General features: G+C 50.2%; 15 protein-coding genes and 1 riboswitch. Of the genes, 10 read left to right on the forward strand and 5 right to left on the reverse strand.

The features are described from left to right. Positions 1-9: 9 nt before the first annotated feature. The 4 genes from GWG06_RS20175 (at position 10) to GWG06_RS20190 (ending at position 4,013) form a co-directional block, all read left to right on the forward strand. Positions 10-1,332, forward strand: coding sequence for a gluconate:H+ symporter (locus GWG06_RS20175; protein WP_127034853.1), 1,323 nt, complete (start codon positions 10-12; stop codon positions 1,330-1,332). A gap of 17 nt (positions 1,333-1,349) precedes the next feature. Beyond that, on the forward strand, positions 1,350-1,820 hold the full coding sequence (locus tag GWG06_RS20180) for a RidA family protein (protein ID WP_127034851.1): 471 nt from the start codon (positions 1,350-1,352) through the stop codon (positions 1,818-1,820). Between the two features lie 69 nt (positions 1,821-1,889). After that, positions 1,890-2,927, forward strand: coding sequence for a sugar kinase (locus GWG06_RS20185; protein ID WP_127034849.1), 1,038 nt, complete (start codon positions 1,890-1,892; stop codon positions 2,925-2,927). A gap of 12 nt (positions 2,928-2,939) precedes the next feature. Then, positions 2,940-4,013, forward strand: coding sequence for a dipeptidase (locus GWG06_RS20190; protein ID WP_160715500.1), 1,074 nt, complete (start codon positions 2,940-2,942; stop codon positions 4,011-4,013). Here GWG06_RS20190 and GWG06_RS20195 read toward each other — a convergent pair. From GWG06_RS20195 to GWG06_RS20205, 3 genes are all read right to left on the reverse strand, one after another. Next, on the reverse strand, positions 4,010-4,147 hold the full coding sequence (locus tag GWG06_RS20195; RefSeq protein ID WP_160715502.1) for a hypothetical protein: 138 nt from the start codon (positions 4,145-4,147) through the stop codon (positions 4,010-4,012). The genes GWG06_RS20190 and GWG06_RS20195 overlap by 4 nt on opposite strands. After that, positions 4,144-6,558 carry an ABC transporter permease gene (locus GWG06_RS20200; RefSeq protein ID WP_160715504.1) on the reverse strand — a complete coding sequence of 805 codons (2,415 nt, stop codon included), beginning with the start codon at positions 6,556-6,558 and terminating at the stop codon, positions 4,144-4,146. The genes GWG06_RS20195 and GWG06_RS20200 overlap by 4 nt, the downstream gene beginning before the upstream one ends. Positions 6,559-6,873: 315 nt before the next feature. Beyond that, positions 6,874-7,989 carry a hypothetical protein gene (locus GWG06_RS20205; protein ID WP_127034845.1) on the reverse strand — a complete coding sequence of 372 codons (1,116 nt, stop codon included), beginning with the start codon at positions 7,987-7,989 and terminating at the stop codon, positions 6,874-6,876. Positions 7,990-8,218: 229 nt separating this feature from the next. Between GWG06_RS20205 and GWG06_RS20210 the strand changes: the two genes are divergently transcribed. The 3 genes from GWG06_RS20210 to GWG06_RS20220 are packed head-to-tail and all read left to right on the forward strand — an operon-like array spanning position 8,219 to position 14,088. Further along, a complete protein-coding gene (locus GWG06_RS20210; RefSeq protein ID WP_160715506.1) occupies positions 8,219-9,415 on the forward strand; it encodes a WG repeat-containing protein in 1,197 nt (398 codons plus the stop codon). Positions 9,416-9,425: 10 nt separating this feature from the next. Beyond that, positions 9,426-11,711, forward strand: a complete 2,286-nt coding sequence (locus GWG06_RS20215; RefSeq protein WP_160715508.1) for a WG repeat-containing protein — start codon at positions 9,426-9,428, stop codon at positions 11,709-11,711. Then, a complete protein-coding gene (locus tag GWG06_RS20220; RefSeq protein WP_160715510.1) occupies positions 11,704-14,088 on the forward strand; it encodes a WG repeat-containing protein in 2,385 nt (794 codons plus the stop codon). The genes GWG06_RS20215 and GWG06_RS20220 overlap by 8 nt, the downstream gene beginning before the upstream one ends. A 157-nt stretch (positions 14,089-14,245) precedes the next feature. Here GWG06_RS20220 and GWG06_RS20225 read toward each other — a convergent pair whose 3' ends face one another. Beyond that, positions 14,246-14,752 (reverse strand): hypothetical protein, encoded by a 507-nt coding sequence (locus GWG06_RS20225; protein WP_160715512.1) that lies wholly within the window; start codon positions 14,750-14,752, stop codon positions 14,246-14,248. A gap of 100 nt (positions 14,753-14,852) precedes the next feature. Beyond that, positions 14,853-14,951, reverse strand: a riboswitch (TPP riboswitch). A gap of 274 nt (positions 14,952-15,225) precedes the next feature. On the opposite strand from GWG06_RS20225, the gene GWG06_RS20230 reads away from it, so the two are divergent. Both GWG06_RS20230 and GWG06_RS20235 read left to right on the forward strand, forming a co-directional pair. Continuing rightward, on the forward strand, positions 15,226-16,032 hold the full coding sequence (locus tag GWG06_RS20230) for an alpha/beta hydrolase (protein WP_235938440.1): 807 nt from the start codon (positions 15,226-15,228) through the stop codon (positions 16,030-16,032). A gap of 119 nt (positions 16,033-16,151) precedes the next feature. Continuing rightward, positions 16,152-18,029 (forward strand): M1 family metallopeptidase, encoded by a 1,878-nt coding sequence (locus tag GWG06_RS20235; RefSeq protein ID WP_127034833.1) that lies wholly within the window; start codon positions 16,152-16,154, stop codon positions 18,027-18,029. Between the two features lie 138 nt (positions 18,030-18,167). Here GWG06_RS20235 and GWG06_RS20240 read toward each other — a convergent pair whose 3' ends face one another. Then, on the reverse strand, positions 18,168-19,454 hold the full coding sequence (locus GWG06_RS20240) for an OmpA family protein (RefSeq protein ID WP_160715514.1): 1,287 nt from the start codon (positions 19,452-19,454) through the stop codon (positions 18,168-18,170). Positions 19,455-19,696: 242 nt separating this feature from the next. On the opposite strand from GWG06_RS20240, the gene GWG06_RS20245 reads away from it, so the two are divergent. Beyond that, entirely contained in the window at positions 19,697-20,128 is a 432-nt protein-coding gene (locus GWG06_RS20245; RefSeq protein WP_160715516.1) for a preQ(1) synthase, read from the forward strand. Positions 20,129-20,287: the final 159 nt, after the last annotated feature.

Here is a 20,287-nt window from a genome sequence, read left to right on the forward strand (position 1 = left end):
AAGCAGGGCATGGCTTTTTTCATCGTCTTTATTTGTATTCTCATATTAATCCTGTTACTGACCTGGGGAAAGCTCAATGCCTTCCTCGCTTTCCTGGTGGTGTCGCTGTTGGCCGGCTTCCTGCTGGGAATGCCGGTGAATACCATCACCGCGTCCATGCAGAAGGGGATAGGCGATACCATCGGCGGACTGCTGATTATCATCTCCCTGGGCGCCATGTTAGGAAAGCTGGTGGCAGAAAGCGGCGCTGCACAACAGATCGCCAACGCCCTCATGAAGGCATTCGGTCCGCGCTATGTGCAATGGGCATTGCTGATTGCAGGCTTCATCATCGGTATTCCCCTGTTTTACGGCGTTGGCTTTGTATTGCTGGTGCCATTGATATTTTCGGTGGTCTATCAGTATAAACTACCCGCGGTATATATCGGGTTACCCACGCTGGCGGCATTATCCATCACTCATGGATTTCTGCCTCCGCATCCGTCGCCGGTAGCGCTGGTTACCACTTTTAAAGCCAGTATGGGACTGACGCTGCTGTACGGGCTGATAGTAGCCATACCGGCGTTGCTTATCGCGGGGCCTTTTTTTGCCAGATACCTGAAAAAAATACCTGCCGCTCCTGCAGCCATGTTTGCAGCGGAAGATAAAAACGCGCAGGCATTGCCCGGCGCCGCCAATAGCTTTCTGACAGCTCTGCTGCCGGTGTTGCTGCTGATTGTGACCACCGTGCTGACGTATGCCGTGAAACAGGCATCTCCTGAAACACAGCGCTTCATTGCTTTTGCCGGCGACGCGCCGGTGGTAATGCTGTGCTGCGTCATCATCGCCACTTTCACACTGGGCATCTGCCAGCAGCGCAGTATTAAATCTGTTATGACTATTTATGCAGATGCGGTGAAGGATGTGGCCATGATTCTGCTCATCATTGCCGGTGCAGGCGCGCTGAAACAGGTGCTGGCAGACAGCGGCGTGAGTAAGGACATTGCCCTGGTAATGCAGTCCTGGCACATTCCCTTGCTGGTACTCGGCTGGCTCATGGCCGCGGTAATACGCGCCTGTATAGGATCTGCCACCATAGCAGGCATTACAGCTGCAGGCATGATAGGGCCTATGCTGCTGACATCGCAGACAGATCCTAACCTGATGGTACTCTCCATCGGTGCAGGCAGCCTCATGTTCTCCCATGTGAACGATGCCGGCTTCTGGATGTTCAAGGAATATTTTAACCTGAATCTCAAAAACACCTTTCTCTCCTGGTCGGTCATGGAAACCATTGTAGGCATAGCCGGTCTGCTGGGGGTATTGGTATTGAATATATTTATCAGTCAGTAATAATTAAATCAGTAAATATGGAAAACAACAATGCGGAAGAAAAGTTAGCAGCGCTGGGATTGGAATTACCTCCTGCCCCTGCGCCACTGGGCGTTTACAAGCCTTACCTGATCGATGGCAAATACCTGTATCTGTCAGGCCACGGTCCTGTGCAGCAGGATAAGTCGCTCATCATCGGACGTATAGGCCGTGATATGGATATGGAACAGGGTAAGCTGGCTGCCCGCCAGGTAGGCTTAACCATGCTGTCTACCATCAAAACGCATGTAGGTAGTCTGGCCAAAGTAAAACGTGTCATTAAAGTACTGGGCATGGTGAATTGCACACCGGAATTTGAACGTCATCCATACATCATCAACGGATGCAGCGAATTATTTGCTGCGGTATGGGGTGAAGAGAATGGCATAGGAGTGAGGAGTGCAGTAGGTTTTGGCTCATTGCCGGATAATATCCCGGTAGAAATTGAAGCATTATTTGAACTGTATTAATACCATCTGACACAGTTGCGGACGGGCATGTCCGGGAAAATATTATCTTTCCCTTAAATTATCGGGACAATGCAAAAGGGGGATGATAACAACAATATCCGGCTGGCAGCTTTCGGAGAATTTCTGCTGAGGCTCCACAGTAACGGAGGACAGCGGTTTGCGCAAACGAACGGATATACCGCATACTATGCCGGCGCAGAAGCCAATGTATGCGTGTTGCTGGCGCGGTTAGGTATTCAGGCATCGTACATCACGCGTATACCCGGACATGACATCGCTGCAGCAGGTGTACAGCAGCTGCGGGGCCACGGGGTAGATACGGAAAAGATCATTTACGGAGGAGACAAGCTGGGACTGTATTTTACGGAACCCGGCCATCAGGTCCGGCCTACCAGGGTGATCTATGACCGGGAACATTCTTCCTTTGCCACCCTGCAGAAAGGGATGTTCAACTGGACGGAAATACTGAAGGATACACAGGTTTTTCATTGGTCCGGCGTTGCCGCCGCCCTTTCCGCCAGCAGTGCCGCCGTTTGTGAAGAAGCACTGGAAGCCGCGCTGGACGCTGGGTTGATTATCTCGTCTGATTTTAACTACCGCTCCACCCTGTGGAAATACGGGCAGCATCCGGCAGCTGTTATGCCGCGGCTGTTGCAGCACAGCCACATCACCGTGGCAGACCTGGATGCCGCGCAGGTATATTTCGGTATTGAAACAGACCCGGAACAGCCGCTGGAAGACAGATTCCGCGCCTGTTACATCGCCCTGAAAGAAAGAATGCCCAGGCTCACTACACTGGGCATGAGCTTCCGGAAGCAGACAGACAACCGCCTGATATATACCGGTGCACTGGTGAAAGATGATCAGTTTTATTTTTCCCGGGGATTTGCCCTGCCACAGATCACAGATCAGATAGGAACAGGCGACGCCTTTACTGCAGGTATGCTCTTCGGCATCCTGCAGCAATATCCGCCGCAGGAGATCATTGATTTCGCAGTGGCCTGTGGTACCCTGAAACAGAGTATCCCCGGCGACTGGGCCATCATCAGCAGGAATGAAGTGACCGACCTGATGAAGAATGGTTTGTCGGGAAGAATTGTACGTTAATTATACAAGTATATGTTTACGATAGATGCACATCTGGATCTCAGCATGAACGCGCTGGAATGGAACAGGGACCTGCAGCAGCCGGTCAGCGCCATCCGCCGCCGTGAGGCCGGACTGAATGATAAACCCGACCGCACGAAAGGCGTGGTAGCCTTCCCTGAATTAAGGAAGGGCAATATCGGACTGGTAGTGGCCACACAGATAGGACGATATGTAGCGCCGGATAACCCGCTGCCGGGATGGCATTCTCCTGAGCAGGCATGGGCGCAGACACAGGGCCAGCTGGCCTGGTACAAAGCCATGGAAGATGCCGGCGAGATGGTGATGATAAAAGATAAAAAAGCGCTGGAACAACACCTCTCCCTCTGGAACGACGGCACTCCCAACGATAAAAAGCCTATAGGCTATATACTCAGCCTGGAAGGGGCAGACTCCATCGTGACACTGAAACACCTGGAGAAAGCATATAATAAAGGATTGCGCGCGGCAGGCCCCGCACACTACGGGCCGGGACGCTATGCTAACGGCACCGATGCTACCGGCCACCTGAACGAACAGGGCCGCGCACTGCTCAAAGAAATGGAACAGCTCAACATGATCCTGGATGCAACACATCTCTGTGATGATGCCTTCTGGGATGCCATGGATATTTTTCATGGTCCTGTCTGGGCCAGCCATAACAACTGTCGCGCACTGGTAGATCATAACCGCCAGTTCAGCGACGACATGATCCGCACACTCATTCAGAAAGGCGCTGTCATTGGCGGTGCACTGGATGCCTGGATGATGGTGCCGGGTTGGGTAAGGCAACAGTCTACCCCGGAAGCAATGAACTGCAACCTGGAAAAGATGATCGATCACATGGATCATATCTGCCAGCTGGCAGGTAACTCCCTGCATATCGGCATCGGTTCCGACCTGGACGGCGCTTTTGGTAAAGAGCAATGTCCGTACGACCTGGAAACCATTGCAGACCTGCAAAAGGTGCCTGACCTGTTATCAAAAAGAGGATATACTGCTACCGATATAGAAAATGTCATGCATGGCAACTGGCTGAGATTTTTACGCCATGCGTGGAAAGACTAGTGCAGCTGATTCCGGCAGTGTATCCGGAAAAGTAAGGCGTATCCGGCAAGGCTCATTGTCCGGTTACGCTTTCCTGTTTTATAATACTTCGTTTGTACTTCTCCGTTATAACGGCAACCACCGTGTTTTATCATGCTTCCCTGAGATTTTTTACCGGATTGGATAATGCTGCGCGCAGTGCCTGCATACCGGTGGTGAGCACCGCCATAGTAATGGCTATCATGGCTGCCAGCAGAAATGTCCGGCCGCTGACATGGGTATGATAGGCAAAGTTATTCAGCCAGTGCTGCATACAGATACCGGCCAGCGGGCCGGCAATGAGAATGGCCGTAATTACTGGTCGCAGAAAATCTTTCGATAACAGGGTGGTGATATGCAGTACGGACCCACCCATGATTTTGCGTATACCTATTTCGCGGATGCGCTGCTGCGCATCAAAAGCAGCGAGCCCAAATAATCCCATACAGGAAATGAATATAGCAATACCTGTGAAAAAGTCCAGCAATCTGGATGTCTGCAGGTCTGCATGATAATTCCGCTGAAAATCTTCCTGGAGCAGGCTGTATTCAAATGGTTCTTCCGGTATTATTGTTTTCCATTGCTGCGCCAGGCTGGCTATTGTCTCCGGCATATCTGCCGTCTGTACATGTACAATCAGGTAATTAAATCCTGCCGGCTGTGTCAGAAAGGCATATGGCGTAATGGTTTTGTGCAGATCTTCAAAATGAAAATCTTTTACCACACCGATAATCTGATAGGGATAAGTTACGCCCTCCCAGTCGAAGTTGAGTTTATAACCGATGGCTTTATCCGCCGGGATATTGAATTTACGCAGGGTGGTTTCGTTGACGATCATATTGCGGAAAGTATCAGCAGGAGTGAAGCCACGGCCTGCTGCCAGCCGGAAGCCCATTGTTTCCAGCAGCTCCGGTGCTACCTGGTTGATGCGTACATGCTGAATATCGTTTACTGTCTGGTCCGGCCGGTAGAAGCTGAAGTCGGTCGGATTGCTGATGCCCGGATAGTACACGGCGCCTGCTGCACCGAGCACCTGCTGATGCTGCAGCATACTGTTGCGGATACCGGTATAGGCTTGCTGCGCAGCTTCGCTGTTCAGTGGCAGCACCACCTGCTGGTCCTGTTGAAAGCCCAGCGGCTGATGCCGTATAAAGTGCATCTGATCGCGTATCACCATGGCAGCCAGTATCAGGCCGACTGCAATGACGAACTGAAATACTACCAGTCCGCGCCGGAAGCTGATAGCGTGCATCGTGTTGGCATATCTGCCTTTTAATACAGAGATAGGTTTAAAGGCTGCCAGGAAAAATGCAGGGTAACTGCCGGAGACGATACCCGTCAGTACTGCCAGTAAAATGAAAGCTGTGATAACGCCGGGTTGCAGCAGTAATGCACTGCTTAGTTCCCTGCTGGTAAGTTGACTGAACAGCGGTAGTACCAGCCATACCAGCAGGAAGGCAACACCGAGCGCCAATAGTGCCAGTATCAGGGATTCGCCCATGAATTGCCGTATCAGTTCTCCTTTTTTTGCGCCCAGCACTTTTCTGATGCCTACTTCTGCAGCGCGGCGTACAGCGCGTGCGCTGGAAAGATTCATGAAATTGACGCAGGCAATCAGCAGTATCAACAGGGCCACCGATGCAAGCATATACAGATAGGCGCGACTGTTGGTGGCTGTTACAATAGTGCCCAGCTGATCGTGCAGGTGGAGGTTGTGTACCGGGGTAAGAAAAATACGTTTACTGAAGCCAGCTGCTTTCAGCTCCGCGCCGGCATGCTGTTCCATGAAGGCAGGCAGTTTCCGGTTCAGCCTTGCTGCGGAGGCGCCGGGATGTAGCCGCAGATAAGTATAAAAGATGTTGTTGCCTGCATAATGCTGCGGCTGTCGCAGGAAGTGGCCCATCCAGCCGGACCCCAGGGGAATAAAAAAGCGGGCATCTATATGTGAGCGGCCGCTTTCATCCCTGTAAACGCCGCTGACGCGGTATGTCTCTTTGCCGTTGAGGGTAATGATTTTATGCAGGGCCGGCTTGTCCCCGAAAAGTTTCTTTGCCACGGTGGCGGAAAGTACGATGGAACCAGGCTCCCGTAACGCATTACGGGCATCGCCTTCTGAAAAATGATAGGCAAACAGGGAGAAAAAGGAGGTGTCTGCCTGGCATCCGCGTTTTTCATAGAAAGCAGTAGCAGGTTGCCCGGGTATGCCCAGCAGCGTCTTTTCTTCCATTACATAGAGGCGCGCTGCCTGCATGATTTCAGGGAAGGCGGTTGTCAGCGCGGAGGCATAAGGCGCGGATAACGCAGGGTATTCCTCTTTCGCGCCGGTAGATAAAACAGCTTCGCTGTTAACCAGGTAGATATCGCCGGAACGGTAATGATGCCGGTCATAATTCATTTCATGCCGGATATACAGTAACAGCAGCATACAGGCAGCCATTCCGGTGGCAAGACCTGCAATATTGATAAAGGAAAATGTAACGTTTTTCGATAGTTGCCTGACAGCAATCTTTACATAATTTCTGAACATATCTGATGTTTTCCGGCAATGCCTGTACCGGTGTATGCCGGGTCAGACTCCGGATACCAGTATGATGCCATAATACAGCACGCTGTTAACCAATAATTTGTATATATGCCCGCCGTTGAATTGTCCGTTTTTGGAACAGCATTCGTTCAATGCCGGACAACGGCTTTACACTATCGTTCCGGCAGGAATAAATTCGTATATCTGTTTACGATAGCACTTCCTGAAGTTACCGCTTTCACATGAACTGAAAATGAAAACAGGAAGAACCTTTCCCCCCGGAGCGGTTCTTCCTGTTAAAAAAAATGAACACCTGTATTACTTGGTATTCATACTGTTGATCAGGTTAACCAGATCTGTAGCAGATACCTGTACCAGGTTAAAGCTGACAGAAGTATAGTTCTGACCCGCAGGAGGTGCACTGATCACCACATCTTTCTGCTCTGCATAAAAATTCCCGTTCAGCGACGTAATCGCCAGGAATGTTCCCTGCTGGTTAACAGGCACGCTGGTCTGATAGCTGAGGAAACCCTGGAAGCCCGGCGCCGGGTTAAGAATAACATTATAGAATTTAACGATGGAGTTTACATTTCTTGCCTTGAAGAACAGCATGCTTGGTTCTTCGCCCATGTAGCTGGTGTTGGTGTTCGGGTTGTAGAAGTTGGTGAAGTAGCCCAGTACGGTTGTTCTTGGGTTGTTGCCGGTAAGACGGTCGCAGTTAAACCATTTAATCAGGCTGTCCAGGCGGAAGTTCAGCGTAGTGCCGTTGAACAGGGCGAACTGGCCGTTAGGCGTCCAGTCGATACCTTTTACCACTGCTACGTCCTGTGTAACGGTGGTAGGCTGATTCAGGTGGTTGAAGCCGGACAGCGTACGGGTGATGGTGCTATCGCCACCCCACATCGGCACTCTGTCGAAATTACCCGGCTTAACAGGCACCTGCACGGCAATGGCGCTGTCTTTACGCAGGTTCAGCGGCTGGCCGCCGGCATCGTTGGCTCTTACAAAAAATTCGCCGAAAGATTCCAGCGCCTGGCCATTATTGGTACGTGTAGGCCTGTCAGCGAAGATCATGTTGCTGGCATCACGGATTTCCTTGATAGCAACGGTAACGGGACCAGTGACTGGTGCGCCGCTTTTGGTAACAAATGAATTCGGGGAAATGGAATAGATAGTCCCTCTTTTGGAAACAATCTTGCCGCCCTGCTCACCGCTTACACGGTAGATTTCAAAGGAAGGGCCATAGGCATTCAGTAATTTTCTTAAAGCTGCACCATCCGGGTCAACTGCCGGCGCTGCGGCAGCAGCTGCGCCGTTTGCATTTAAACGTTGTGCGTCTGTTACAGGGTCTTGTTTCAGTTGTTTCGTACAGGCGCTCATGCTACATGCCAGTACTGCAACACAGAACACGTTTCTGATGAAGTTGGAGTTCATGTTTTTTGTTTTTGAGATGAAAGAAAAAGAAAAGAGATGGATAGCATTTCAACGGGTTTTTAGCCAGGTCGGGATTACAAAGGGGTACATTCGCTGAACGCAAATCTACAGTCATCTACTGAAGTATAGTGACAGACGGGAAAAAAATACCATATTTGCAGTGTATAACCACGGCCATACACATTGAAATGCAAACAATGTCCTGATTCTCAAACCCGGTCTGCCATTGATGAAAAGCATCGTCATATCTTTTTTTCTCTGCTGCCCCCCGGCTGCAGTGCCTGCACAGGCGCCGGCAGACGCTTTTCCTGTCAGGAAAGGAATCCTGACCATAGGCAGCTTCTGTGAAGGACTGGCCCGTATGGAAGCCGGTAATAACAGGTATGGCTATATGAATACACACGGCACTGTTGTGATCAGCCCCCGCTTTGAGGCTGCCGGCGATTTTCATGAAGGACTGGCCAGTGTTGGAAAAGAAATCGATGGCCGCCGGCGCTTCGGATTTATCAACCGCAGCGGCAGGCTGGTTATCCCGTATGCCTACGATGAGGTAAAAGACTTCTCCGGCCACCGCGCCGCAGTCAGTAAAAACGGTGTATGGCAGTATATCAGCACTACCGGCCATCCGGTACTGAACAGCCGCTACGTCAGAACAGATACCCTCCGCGATCACCTGTACAGCGGTATGTACCGTGAAGTACGCGTAAACCCGATGCAGTTCCGGAACGGCCTGCTCCTGGTCCGGAAGAATAACCTCTACGGCTATACGGACACTGCCGGCAACTGGCGCATACCACCGCAATACCGGATAGCCAGAGAGTTTGCCGATGGTGTGGCACTGGTATCCGCAGGCGTTAAAAACAACCGGCACGAAACTATGCAGACATACAACCCGGATGAAGTACCTTTCGCCTGGGGCGTCATCGATCCCGCCGGGAAACTGCTGTTCACCACAGATGCGGAGATCGTCGGCGATTTTTCCAGCGGCCTGGCACTTTTTAATAAAGATGACCTGTGGGGCTTTTTCAATAAAAAAGGAGAAACTGTATTCCCCGCCCGGTTTGACAACCGGCCGTTGCCTTTTACTGACAGCACCGCTATTGTTCAGACAGGCGGTGAAACTACCGGTGTCAGGAATGGAAAACTGCTGCTGCTCCACGCTTCCGGCAGTATTATTGCAGTGCCCCTGTGTAATGCTTCCGGCAGGTGTATCCTCGATGCTGGCGCAGCCTTCTCGGAAAAACTGCTGCCCGTTAAAGTAGGCAGCACCTGGGGCTATATGGATACCTCCGGCAATATGGCCATCCCGCCGCAGTTTGATCAGGTAACACCCTTCCGCGAAGGGCTGGCAACAGTCATCACAACGGAAGGCCGCCTGCGCGTGATCCGCCATCCGGGAAAAAATAATGTTACCCTTAAAAAATAGGAATTCGTCTATGAAATGGAATTGTTTATCCGTACTGTTAGCTGGTTTATCTGCCCTGGCCCTGCCTGTATCTGCTCAGTCGCCGCAACCGGCAGTAGCAGACTATCTCGGTAATTTCGATGGTGTGTTCGCCCCGGTGATGGTGCAGCATCAGAAAAAATGGTTGCATGCTTCCGGAAAAGTATTACTGGATAAAACCAGCCATTACGGCTACTACGGAATTGTAAGCGGCATACAACAGGATGCCTATGGTGCAATCAACCGCCATGGTAAAGTCATCGTACCCTTTAAGTACGATGCAGTGGAAATTAAGTCGGAAGATAAAAAGGATAACCCCGATAATAATTACTGCTTCGTGACCTTTAAGCTGAACGGAAAAACCGGCGCGGCAGACAGCTCAGGAAATATACTCCTTGAGCCGGTATACGAGGATGTGGATGCCCTGAATCCCCGGCTGATCAAATTCAGGAAAAATGGCCTGTGGGGCTGGGCTGAAATGAAAACAGGCAAGGTAATTCAGACACCTGAATATGAAAACGTCCATAACAGCTATGTGCTTCCCGGTATCATCAGTGTAACGCTCAACGGACTGACGGGCCTCGCCCGCCACGACGGCTCGCTGCTGACACCTGTCAGATACCATCAGTTCTATTCCTTTGGAGATAAATCCGGAGATCTGATTTGTTATACTTTGAATAATAAATCAGGCATCATGGATAAAAACGGGAAGGAAGTAACCCCGGCGCTGTACAACCGCATCGCTGGAGGACCTTCGCCGGCATTACTGATGGTGGAACAACAGGATAAGACCGGTTTCATTAACCGGCAAGGCAAAACCATCCTGGCTCCGCAGTACTCCAAAGCATTTGTCAACGCCAGCCTCGTAGTCGTATGGAAAGGTAATAAATGCGGCGTCGTAAACGCTGCCGGCAAGGAAGTGCTGCCAACGGTACACGATGAAATAGAAGTAATGGATAATCGTGGCAACGGCGCCTATGCCCCTCGTGACACGGATTCGCTGACCTATTTCATCGTCGCGAAAAAAGCCGGTCTGGCAGGGCTTTTCTCCGCTGCCGGTAAACCACTGCTGCCGGTAGAATACCATTTTCTGCGTATTGTCATGCACCATCAGCGCCCTGTAGTCATGATGATAAAAGACAAAAAAGCCGGGCTGGCAGACCTCTCCGGCAAAATACTCCTGCCCGTTTCCTGGGATAATATAATGGCTTCCTACGGTACCGGCTATACGTATAATGATGATCGTGCCGGCGCTGACAAATCTGATTTTATTATGGTCAGCAGGAAAGAAAAAGTAGGACTATATAACCTGGCCACCGGCAGGGAAGTGTTGCCACCGGCCTTTACCACCATCACCTGGAAGAGCAGCGGCCTGCTGGAAACCAGGGATGGCGATACTTCCAGCATCTTCACCCGTAACGGGGAGCGTATCAGGGGACCGAAACTTTACGGTTTCTTTCATCCGCTCAGCAACGACCTGCTGGTTGAAACCACTTATGGGGACAACGGGCGGCTGACCGCACTGACAGATCCCTCCGGAAAAAAACTATATGAGAACAAGGACTGGGAATTTAACACCTATACCAACGGCAGCATATTACGCCCCGCCGCTGTACGCCGCCTGGATACCACCTTTACAGATGGCCTGCTGAAAATTACAGCCAACAGAAAAGATAACCTGTTTATCGACAGGCAGGGTAATCCCGTTACATTCGATCAGTACGCATATGTGGGCGAATTCTGGAATGGGCTGGCTATCGCAGGGAAAGATGGTAAGTATGGTATCATCAACCGTAAACAGGAAGAAGTACTGCCCGTTATCTATGATAATATTACAGAACTGGGAGACAAAATGCTGAAGCTGAGCCAGGGTGAACGCTTTGGGGTAGCTAAAAAAGACGGCACTGTCATTATCCCTGTACAGTATGCATCTATCCGGCAGATCTACGATACTACCTTGTATGAGGTCACTCTGAACAGGAAGTCAGGGGTCCTCAACGGAGCCGGTCAGACAGTTATCCCGACGGAGTATGACGAAGCCGGCTATTCCTCTTCCGGCAAATGTTTCAAGCTGACCCGGAACGGAAAAAACGGCCTGGCAGATGCTTCCGGGAAAGTGATAATACCTGCGGAATATGAAGTGCTGAACACCAACCGGGGATATGGCAACCGCACCTTCCCGGTACTGGTGAAGCAGGGGGAATGGTATTTCTATCTCGATCAGCAGGGAAATCCATTACCATTTAAATCAAAGAAAGAAAAAGGATATAATGATTAGGAGAAGTTTGTTAACAGCAGCCCTTACAGGTATCACCCTTTACAGTACAGCCCAGCGCGCATCGTTGTTCAGCAACGGCCTGGCGCGCCTGGAAGAAAAGGGGAAGGGCCGGTATATCAATACTGCCGGCGAAAAGGTATTTGATACCATCATCAGCACCTATCATCCGGTAGACAGCATTGCCGGCGGTTCCGTTTACCTCAATGAGAACCGGGATGTATTCATCGTGAAACGTGACGGCCAGTTCGGCGTTACAGACGATCACGGTAAATGGCTGGTACCGGCAGCCTATGATACCATCTCCAACGAATGGCATTCCTACCTGCTGCTCCGCCGCGGCAAAAAAATGACCTACGCCAGCACAGAAGGGAAGATACTGCTGCCATTGCTGTTCGAAGAAGCCGGCATCCTGGATGATACTCACTTCGATGTAAAACAAAACGGCAAATGGGGTATTTTCAGCGTACCGGAAAATAAGCTGATAGTGCCTGCTATCTATGAAAAAATCGATTACTGTGGTGGCTGCGGCAGCAAAAGCGAATACGTATACGCACAGCAGCAGGGCAAATGGGGAGTGGTATCTTTCAAAAACGACATCCTGATACCTTTCCGCTATGAACATTCCCACATGCGTATGCGCGCTGATGAATGGGTGCTGAGCTTTCAGAAAAACAAACAACCGGTAGTCATCAACCTGGACCTGAAGAAAGAATACGGGCCTCCCGCATTCGCAGCAGTGGAGCTGATGGGCAACGGTCTGCTGAAAGCAAAGAAGAACGGCCGCTACGGACTTATCAACGCGGCCGGCACTACCGTCCTGGATTTCATATACGACGACATCACCGATCCTTACGGCGACTATGCCAGCGGACCTTATCTTATTATTACCGCTAACCGCAAATCCGGCGTAGTCAATGAAAACGGCCGCATCGTGATCCCGCCGTCTGTCGATGGTGATATTACCTGTAAGGGCGATTACCTGATTATCTCCCGTAATGGTTTGTATAATATTATGGATAGCACCGGAAAAGTGCTGCTGAAGAAGGATTACACCGAAATATCCCCGCTGCTGAGCGACCGGCAAAGCCATGGCTATCCACCGGTATTTGTGCTAAAGGAAAAAGCCTTGTACGGCTTTTACAACCCCGGCACCCGGACATTGGTGGCCCCGGCATTCCATGAAGTAGAGCCGCTGCAGGGGCATCCGGAACTCATTGAAACCGTTTACCGGGAACGTACCGGCCTCTATACAACCGACGGTGTACAGCTGCTGCCGCCGGCCTATAACAGCTATTCCTTCCTGACGCCAACGCTGCTGAGCGTAACCACAGACAAAGGCAGAGGAGTGTATGACCTGGAAAGCCGTAAAGAAATCTTTGCGCCCGTTTACCGGGAACTGGAAATATTTTCCGGCAACGATAACTGGTTGCGTGTAGGCGCCGCTCCTGAAGACAGCTATGATTTCCTGTACGGACTACGGGATTTCAAAGGCAATGAAATACTACCGGCCGCCTATAACAGTATCAGCGCTGCAGGTAGCAACCGTTACCTGTTACAGCAGCGAATCAGCGATACCGCCTCCCGGTGGCTGGTGTACGACAGCGATGCCAGAAAGGTTACGACCCTGCCATACCACTATGCTGCACTCTCCGGTCAGCCGGATATTCTCATCGTTTCCGACAGCCGCAACAGCTTTCTCTGGAATGCCGTTACAGGAAAAAATATCTCCGACACCTATCCCTTATCAGAAATGAACGGACTGCCAGGGATATCCGGATTCAGAAAAAACCTGTCCGCGCTGGTAAAAGCCGGCAAAGCCGGTGTTATCAACAACAAAGGCGCCATCATAATACCTTTCACATACGACGGCGCTACCATATTGGATAACGGGATCATTCTGCTGTTCCGTAAAACCGCTGACGGGCAATTCAAGTACGGATATGCCGACAGCACCGGCAAACTGCTGGTGCCGCCGGAATATGACTGCGATCAGCGGCTAACCACCTCAGACTTTGAAGACAGCACCTGGCTGCCGCTATACAAGTACGATGCGAATAACTACCGTGTTAAAACCGGCGTTGCGGACATGCAGGGTAACATCAAACTACCCCCCATCTACGACAGGGTACTCTGTAATAAAGAAGGGAAAGGATTCCTGGTACAGGAAAAAGGATTTTTCAGCATCCTCGGCCCTGACGGTAAACCCATCACCAGCCGACGTTTCAACGATGTCATGATTCCACGTACCCCCGGCTACCGCTCTCTCTCTGCCGTATATACCTTCCCGTTACTCTGCCGCATAGATGGCGAATACCGCTTTGTGACTGCCCAGGGGGAAATGTGGGAGGTGGAAGTGAAGGAAGTGATTGGGTTTTAATTTTAAATTACGAATTACGAATTGCGAATTACGAATGTAGAAGCGAAGAAAAAAGCGTAGATATAAGGAGATTCCCAATAGTTAATCCTCCTATATCTACGCTTTTTTCTTCGCTTCTACATTCGTAATTCGCAATTCGTAATTCGTAATTCAACGCCTAATTGATAGTATTAAAATCAAACGTACTCTGACTCACGCTCACCAGCTTCCCGTCCATGTTGAAATCAAGATAGTTAAACAGTCCGTCGCGTTTGAAGGTAAGGCCGCTTTCTCCCCAGGGTTGCACATTAAAGGCCCTGAAGGTGGTGTTGCAGCTGGTTTTACTGGTTTCGTTGAGCACCAGTTTGTAGGGGAGGCCGCCAACGGCGGTAGTGGTTTTACTTTCCAGGAAGACCGCAAAAATATCATTGGGCTCGCCCAGGGTGGAGATGTTTACGCCGTTGGGCAGCTGCCATTCATAGGCGGTGCTGTGAACATCGTCATTAATTTCTTTCGGCTTGTTACCCAGTTGCCGGGTAAGGTTAGGGATGGTGGTTGGCAGGGTGATGTTGCCCGCACTGTTAAAAATGGCTTTGAGTGCAACGTTGCCGGTTTTTTTCTGTCCGGATACCTGGCTGGTGAAGGTAAGCAGAACAACCAACGCGCATAGAAGTTGTTTCATCATTAGCAATAGGTTATGGATTAAATATATCCAAAAATTGCAATTTTTTTTGAGAAACGCTATACCAGTCAATAAAAAGAAGACTCCGGTATGTTTACCGGAGTCTTCGGTTGTTCCTTATTCCTACGCCGGTATTACCCGTTTCAGGTGCTATGGGTATGATCTCAGACCTGTTTTTAGGAGGCCACCCCGTTAGAAACATCCGATAACAGGAGTGAAAAAATTGTGCCGGGGTAAATGGTCCTTTTTGAGGCGGAAAGCTGTATTTTTTTCTACAGCCTGTGTAGCAGGAATGGCTGCGCACGTAGAATAATGACCGCAAATCCTTTGCTGTGGCGCACTCAGCCAATATTGCCGGAGCTGGTAGCCATCCGCTTATGGGCTGTGTTAACCCGTCAGGCATAATTCGTCATTCATAGTTCCCATCTTTTCTTAATTTAACCGGCCAACTTTCAATCCATATGTACAGAAAAATTATGCTTCTCTTTACAGGACTATGCTGCGGCATCGCCCTGAAGGCACAACAGATCAGCAGGCAGCCGCTCAGCATCGGACAGACAGCCGTACTGAAATCCTCCGTAATGGGAGAAGACAGGACCCTGAATATTTATCTGCCGGAAGGTTATGAAAAGGATACAGCAGTGTATCCGGTGATATACCTGCTGGATGGGGCTATGTCGGAAGACTTCCTGCATGTTGCCGGACTGGTCAGGTTCCTCTGCGCTACGGAACAGATGCCCCCGGCTATTGTTGTCGGCATCGCCAATACAGACCGCAAAAGAGATTTTACGTTCCCTACGCGGAACAAGAAGGATCTGCAGCAATGGCCTACCACCGGGCATTCCGAAAAATTCCTGCAATTTATGGAACAGGAAGTACAGCCCTATGTGGAAAAGAACCTGCATACCAATGGCTCCCGTACGTTGATCGGGCAATCGCTCGGAGGGCTGCTTGCTACGGAGATGCTATTGAAAAAATCCCATCTCTTTGATCAGTATATTATTGTAAGCCCCAGCCTGTGGTGGGATGACGAGTCCCTGCTGGATAAAGCGCCGGCCCTGTTAAAAACGCCTTTCAAAAAGCAGACAAGGGTATATGTACTCGTAGGTAGCGAAGGGCCCCAGATGGAAGGCGATGCCGCCCAGCTGGCTACAGCTATCCGTGCTGCTGGTAATGACCAACTCCGGGTAGCCTTTATGTTCCTGCCGGAAGAAAACCACCTGACTATCCTGCACAGGGCGTTGTATAAAGCGCTGGGCGCATTGTTCGCCAAAAAACAATAGGTCTTACGGAACAGCAATAAATCATACCGGCAGAGCATCAGCTTTATGGCCCGCTCAACATGTATTACCCGGATGTTACTATTTGTATTTCCGTATTTTTAAGCGTCTAAAATACTGCTATGAGAAAATTCATCTTTGCTTTCCTGCTGTCGGGTACTGCAGCGCTGCATGCCGGCGCGCAGGAGCTGTACATGCCGCGTAATGTCAGTAAGGCTTATGCAATGGGCACCAGGAATATGAATGGTAAACCCGGCAACAACTATTGGCAGAACAAAGCCCGCTATGATATTCAGATTACGGCTGCTCCGCCTTCCAGAATCGTATACGGCCGGGAGAGTATCACTTATATCAACAACAGTCCCAACGACCTGTCCGCCATCGCCATGCGGCTTATCTGCAATGTGCATAAGCCGGAAGCGCCGCGCTCCGGGTATTCCGGTAAAGACTATCTGTCTGCTGGCGTGGTGATCGATACGCTGATTATCAACGGCACAAAGGTAAAATATGACAATGACGCCGGCACTGTGTCGCTGGTGAGGCTGCCCGCTCCGCTGGTGGCGCGCGACAGTATGAAGCTGTCTGTGGCCTGGCATTACGAGCTGTCCGTGGAAAGCGGCCGGGAAGGCGCTATCGACAGCACTACCTTCTTCCTGGCATATTATTATCCGCGTATATCCGTATACGATGATTACAATGGCTGGGATCTGCTGGAGCATACCGGCCGGGTGGAGTTCTACAGTGACTTCAATGATTATCGTGTAGCCGTGAAGGTGCCAAAAAACTTTATCGTCTGGGGAACCGGCGAACTGCTCAATGCGGAAGAGGTATTACAGCCGGAGATCTTTACACGTTTTAAAAAATCACTGGGGGCAGATGACCTGCAGCATATTGCTACACTGGAAGAAGTACGCGGCGGAAAGGTAACCAGGCAGAACGACTGGAATACCTGGCGCTTCAAGGCCGATCACATCGCCGATGTCGCCGCAGGTATCAGTGATCATTATGTCTGGGATGCCGCCAGCGTAATGGTAGACAGTACCACCCGCCGCAGGGCCAGTGTACAGGCTGCCTATAATGATACGGCGGCGGACTTCCGTCATTCTGTAACTTATGCGCATACAGCGCTGAACTTTTTTTCGCACCAGTGGCCGGGTGTGGCCTATCCCTTCCCGGTGATGACCGCCTTCCAGGGGTATGCCGATATGGAATATCCGATGATGGTGAACGACGCTACCGTAGGTGGCAACAACCTGGACTTCGCGCAGCTGTTACAGGACCATGAAATTGCGCATACCTATTTCCCTTTCTATATGGGTATCAACGAAAGCCGCTACGCTTTTATGGATGAAGGATGGGCTACTACCTTTGAATATCTCGCCGGTATCGCGGCAAAAGGAAAGGAAAAAGCGGATGACTTCTACCGGAAATTCCGGGTGAAAAGATATATCAGCGATCTTTCTGCCGAAGAAGACCAGCCTATTATCTCCATGTCGCACCAGGTAAGCGGAATGGGCTATGGCAGCAACTCCTATGGTAAGGCATCGCTGGCTTACCTGGCCCTGAAGGATTTGCTGGGCGATGACCTCTTTAAAAAATGTCTGCATGCCTACATGCGCGACTGGAATGGTAAGCATCCTATTCCATGGGATTTCTTCAACGCCTTCAATGCTGCCGCCGGGCAGAACCTGAACTGGTTCTGGAACAACTGGTTCTTCAGCAATAACTATATTGACCTGGCAGCAGAAACCGTATCGCAGAAAAGCAATAAGGTAACTGTAAAAATCAAAAACAACGGTGGCTTTGCCATCCCGTTCGATATACTGGTGAGGTATGAAGACGGAACCTCAACTACCACCCATCATACGCCCGCCGTCTGGAAAGCCAATACCCGCGAGGTAACCCTGACCGTGCCGGCAAGCAAACCTGTGAATACCGTTATGCTGGAAGGTAACCTGTTTATGGATGCCTCCGTGCAGAATAACTACTGGCATAAATAGCCGGGTATTTGGTTATTTGAGATTTGGTTATTTGAGATTTTGTATCCCATCCTGGTATTCTTCTGTACTGATAAGTGCTAAGGAATACCAGGATGGGATACAAAATCTCAAATAACCAAATCTCAAATAACCAAATAATCACATTTTTACAAACTCCACTCTCCTGTTATTCGCTTTCCCCACTTCTGTATTGTTGTTATCTGCCGGCTGGGATTTGCCTTTGCCGTCTGTTTCCATGCGGCTGCCGTCTATATTGAAGTCTTTGCTGAGCGCAGCTTTTACTGCGGCGGCCCGGTGCCTGGAAAGTTCCAGGTTAGCCTGGTCGGAGCCGTCGGCGTCGGTATGACCGATGATCTTTACGCGTACGGAGGGATTTTCGGTCAGCACATTGGCAATGTCTTTCAGTGCTCCGTAGGATTCGGCTTTGATCCGGTCGCTGTTGGTGTCAAAGAGGATGCCGTGTGTGGTGAATTTTCCCTCGGTGATCAGTTTGTTGCGTGTGTCCGGCGCGCCTACTGCCAGGGTTATATTGCTGATAAAATATCCTCCGTTATTATCATCGAAGGCCGGCGCATAGGTGGAAAACACCAGGCTGTTAAGTATGGTGCCGGGGTCCAGTGCTTTGGGCAGGTCCAGTACTTTGGTGCTGTCCAGGTACACGCGTACGCGTTGTTTCTGCCGCCATACGGAGAGCCGCACGCTGTTTTTTTCCGGTACATGAAATTCCGGCAGCGATCCGGTTGAATGGGAGCCGATTACATGCGAGGCATAGCCGAAATCGCCATGTCCGCTGGACTTGGGTGTCAGCTGTATTTTAAATCCCTGGGCTTCCGTGCTGAGTCCCAGACCGGGTGCACGGCTGAATTTCTCATCAGTATTGCCAGCATTGATTAACCCGATGACGAGATAGGAGATAGAAGCTATTTCATCGTTAGCCATGATATCCAGCTGCAGCGTGAAGTTTTCCGGCAGGTTGCCCGTCAGGTATTCCGGATAGAAAACTCCGTCCTGACGGATGTTTAGCCATTTGCCGGGGCGGTTGCTGACAGTCACCAGTTCCGCGCCGGAATGCGTGTTCCACTGACCGGGGAATTCGCCTACGGGGTCCTGGGCGAAGTTTTCGGCGACAATAATTTTCTCGCCGGGAACAAAATCGAACCTGGAATAAGAGGTAATGTTGGTATTGATCCCTCCTCCGGCAGCGGGCGTACCGTTATTGACGGCAGGGGCGCCGGCCTCAGGATGCTCCGCAGGCGGCGCGTTTTTCTTTTGAGGAGCCGTGGCTTTATCTATGGTTTCGTCTATTTTTTTATCCACCTTTTCATTCACTTTCTGCTGGACTTTGTTCTTGATGCGATCCAGGAATTGTGCATGGACGGCTGTTCCCCATATGAATATGCCGGTGAGGATAAGGAGCTTTTTCATGGTAGTTTGTTTTCAATAAAAAGGTAATACTGGCGGCAGTCAACAGTCAGGAATGCCACAGGTATGTAAAGTTACGTTACATATATTATTATCGGAACTGAGAATAATCTCACATCAGAACCGCATTTTTTTTCAGGATAAGCATGGCAGCCATACCGCGAAGTTATTTAACTGTAAACATTAAAAGAAACAACGGTAATCATATTATATTTGAGATTATTATACTGTCTAACCAATCATTTATGACCCGAAAACTGTATCAGCAAATAGACAAGTCTTTGCTAAAAGGCTTGCCCAATCCATCAAACGAAAAGTATGAGATGAAGATCAAGGTGCCGGAGTTTACCTTCCTGGGGGTACACGAACAACCTGATTTTGCCAGATTGTACATCACGTTCTATCCGAAAAACAGGATCATTGAACTGAAAGCGCTCAAGCAGTACGTCTATCATCTGCGGGATATTATCGTTTCCTACGAGCGGCTGATCAATATTATGTATGACCACTTCATGGAAACCTACGGGCCGGACAGGCTAAGGCTTACGCTGATCTGTAATCCCCGCGGCGGGATCAGTTCCAAACTGGTGATTGATTCCGACTGGAAAGACAGAGGGGGAGAAGAAAAGTATAAGGACTACCCGGAACGCGATGACGAATGGGGTGTTTTAATGTAACAGAAGGGGCCGCTAAGGCCCTTTTTTGGCGGTAGATATATTGATTTAAAATTTCATGTGATTGGCTGCCCTGTCAGCACAGCAGGTAGTTACAGCGCGCTTGTTCTTTATTTTTTTTGTACCTTAGTATGCGCCTGGTTGTCTGTTTCATTCAGAGCA

Source organism: Chitinophaga solisilvae (assembly GCF_009928525.1).
In the GTDB taxonomy this organism is placed as follows: Bacteria; Bacteroidota; Bacteroidia; order Chitinophagales; family Chitinophagaceae; genus Chitinophaga; species Chitinophaga solisilvae.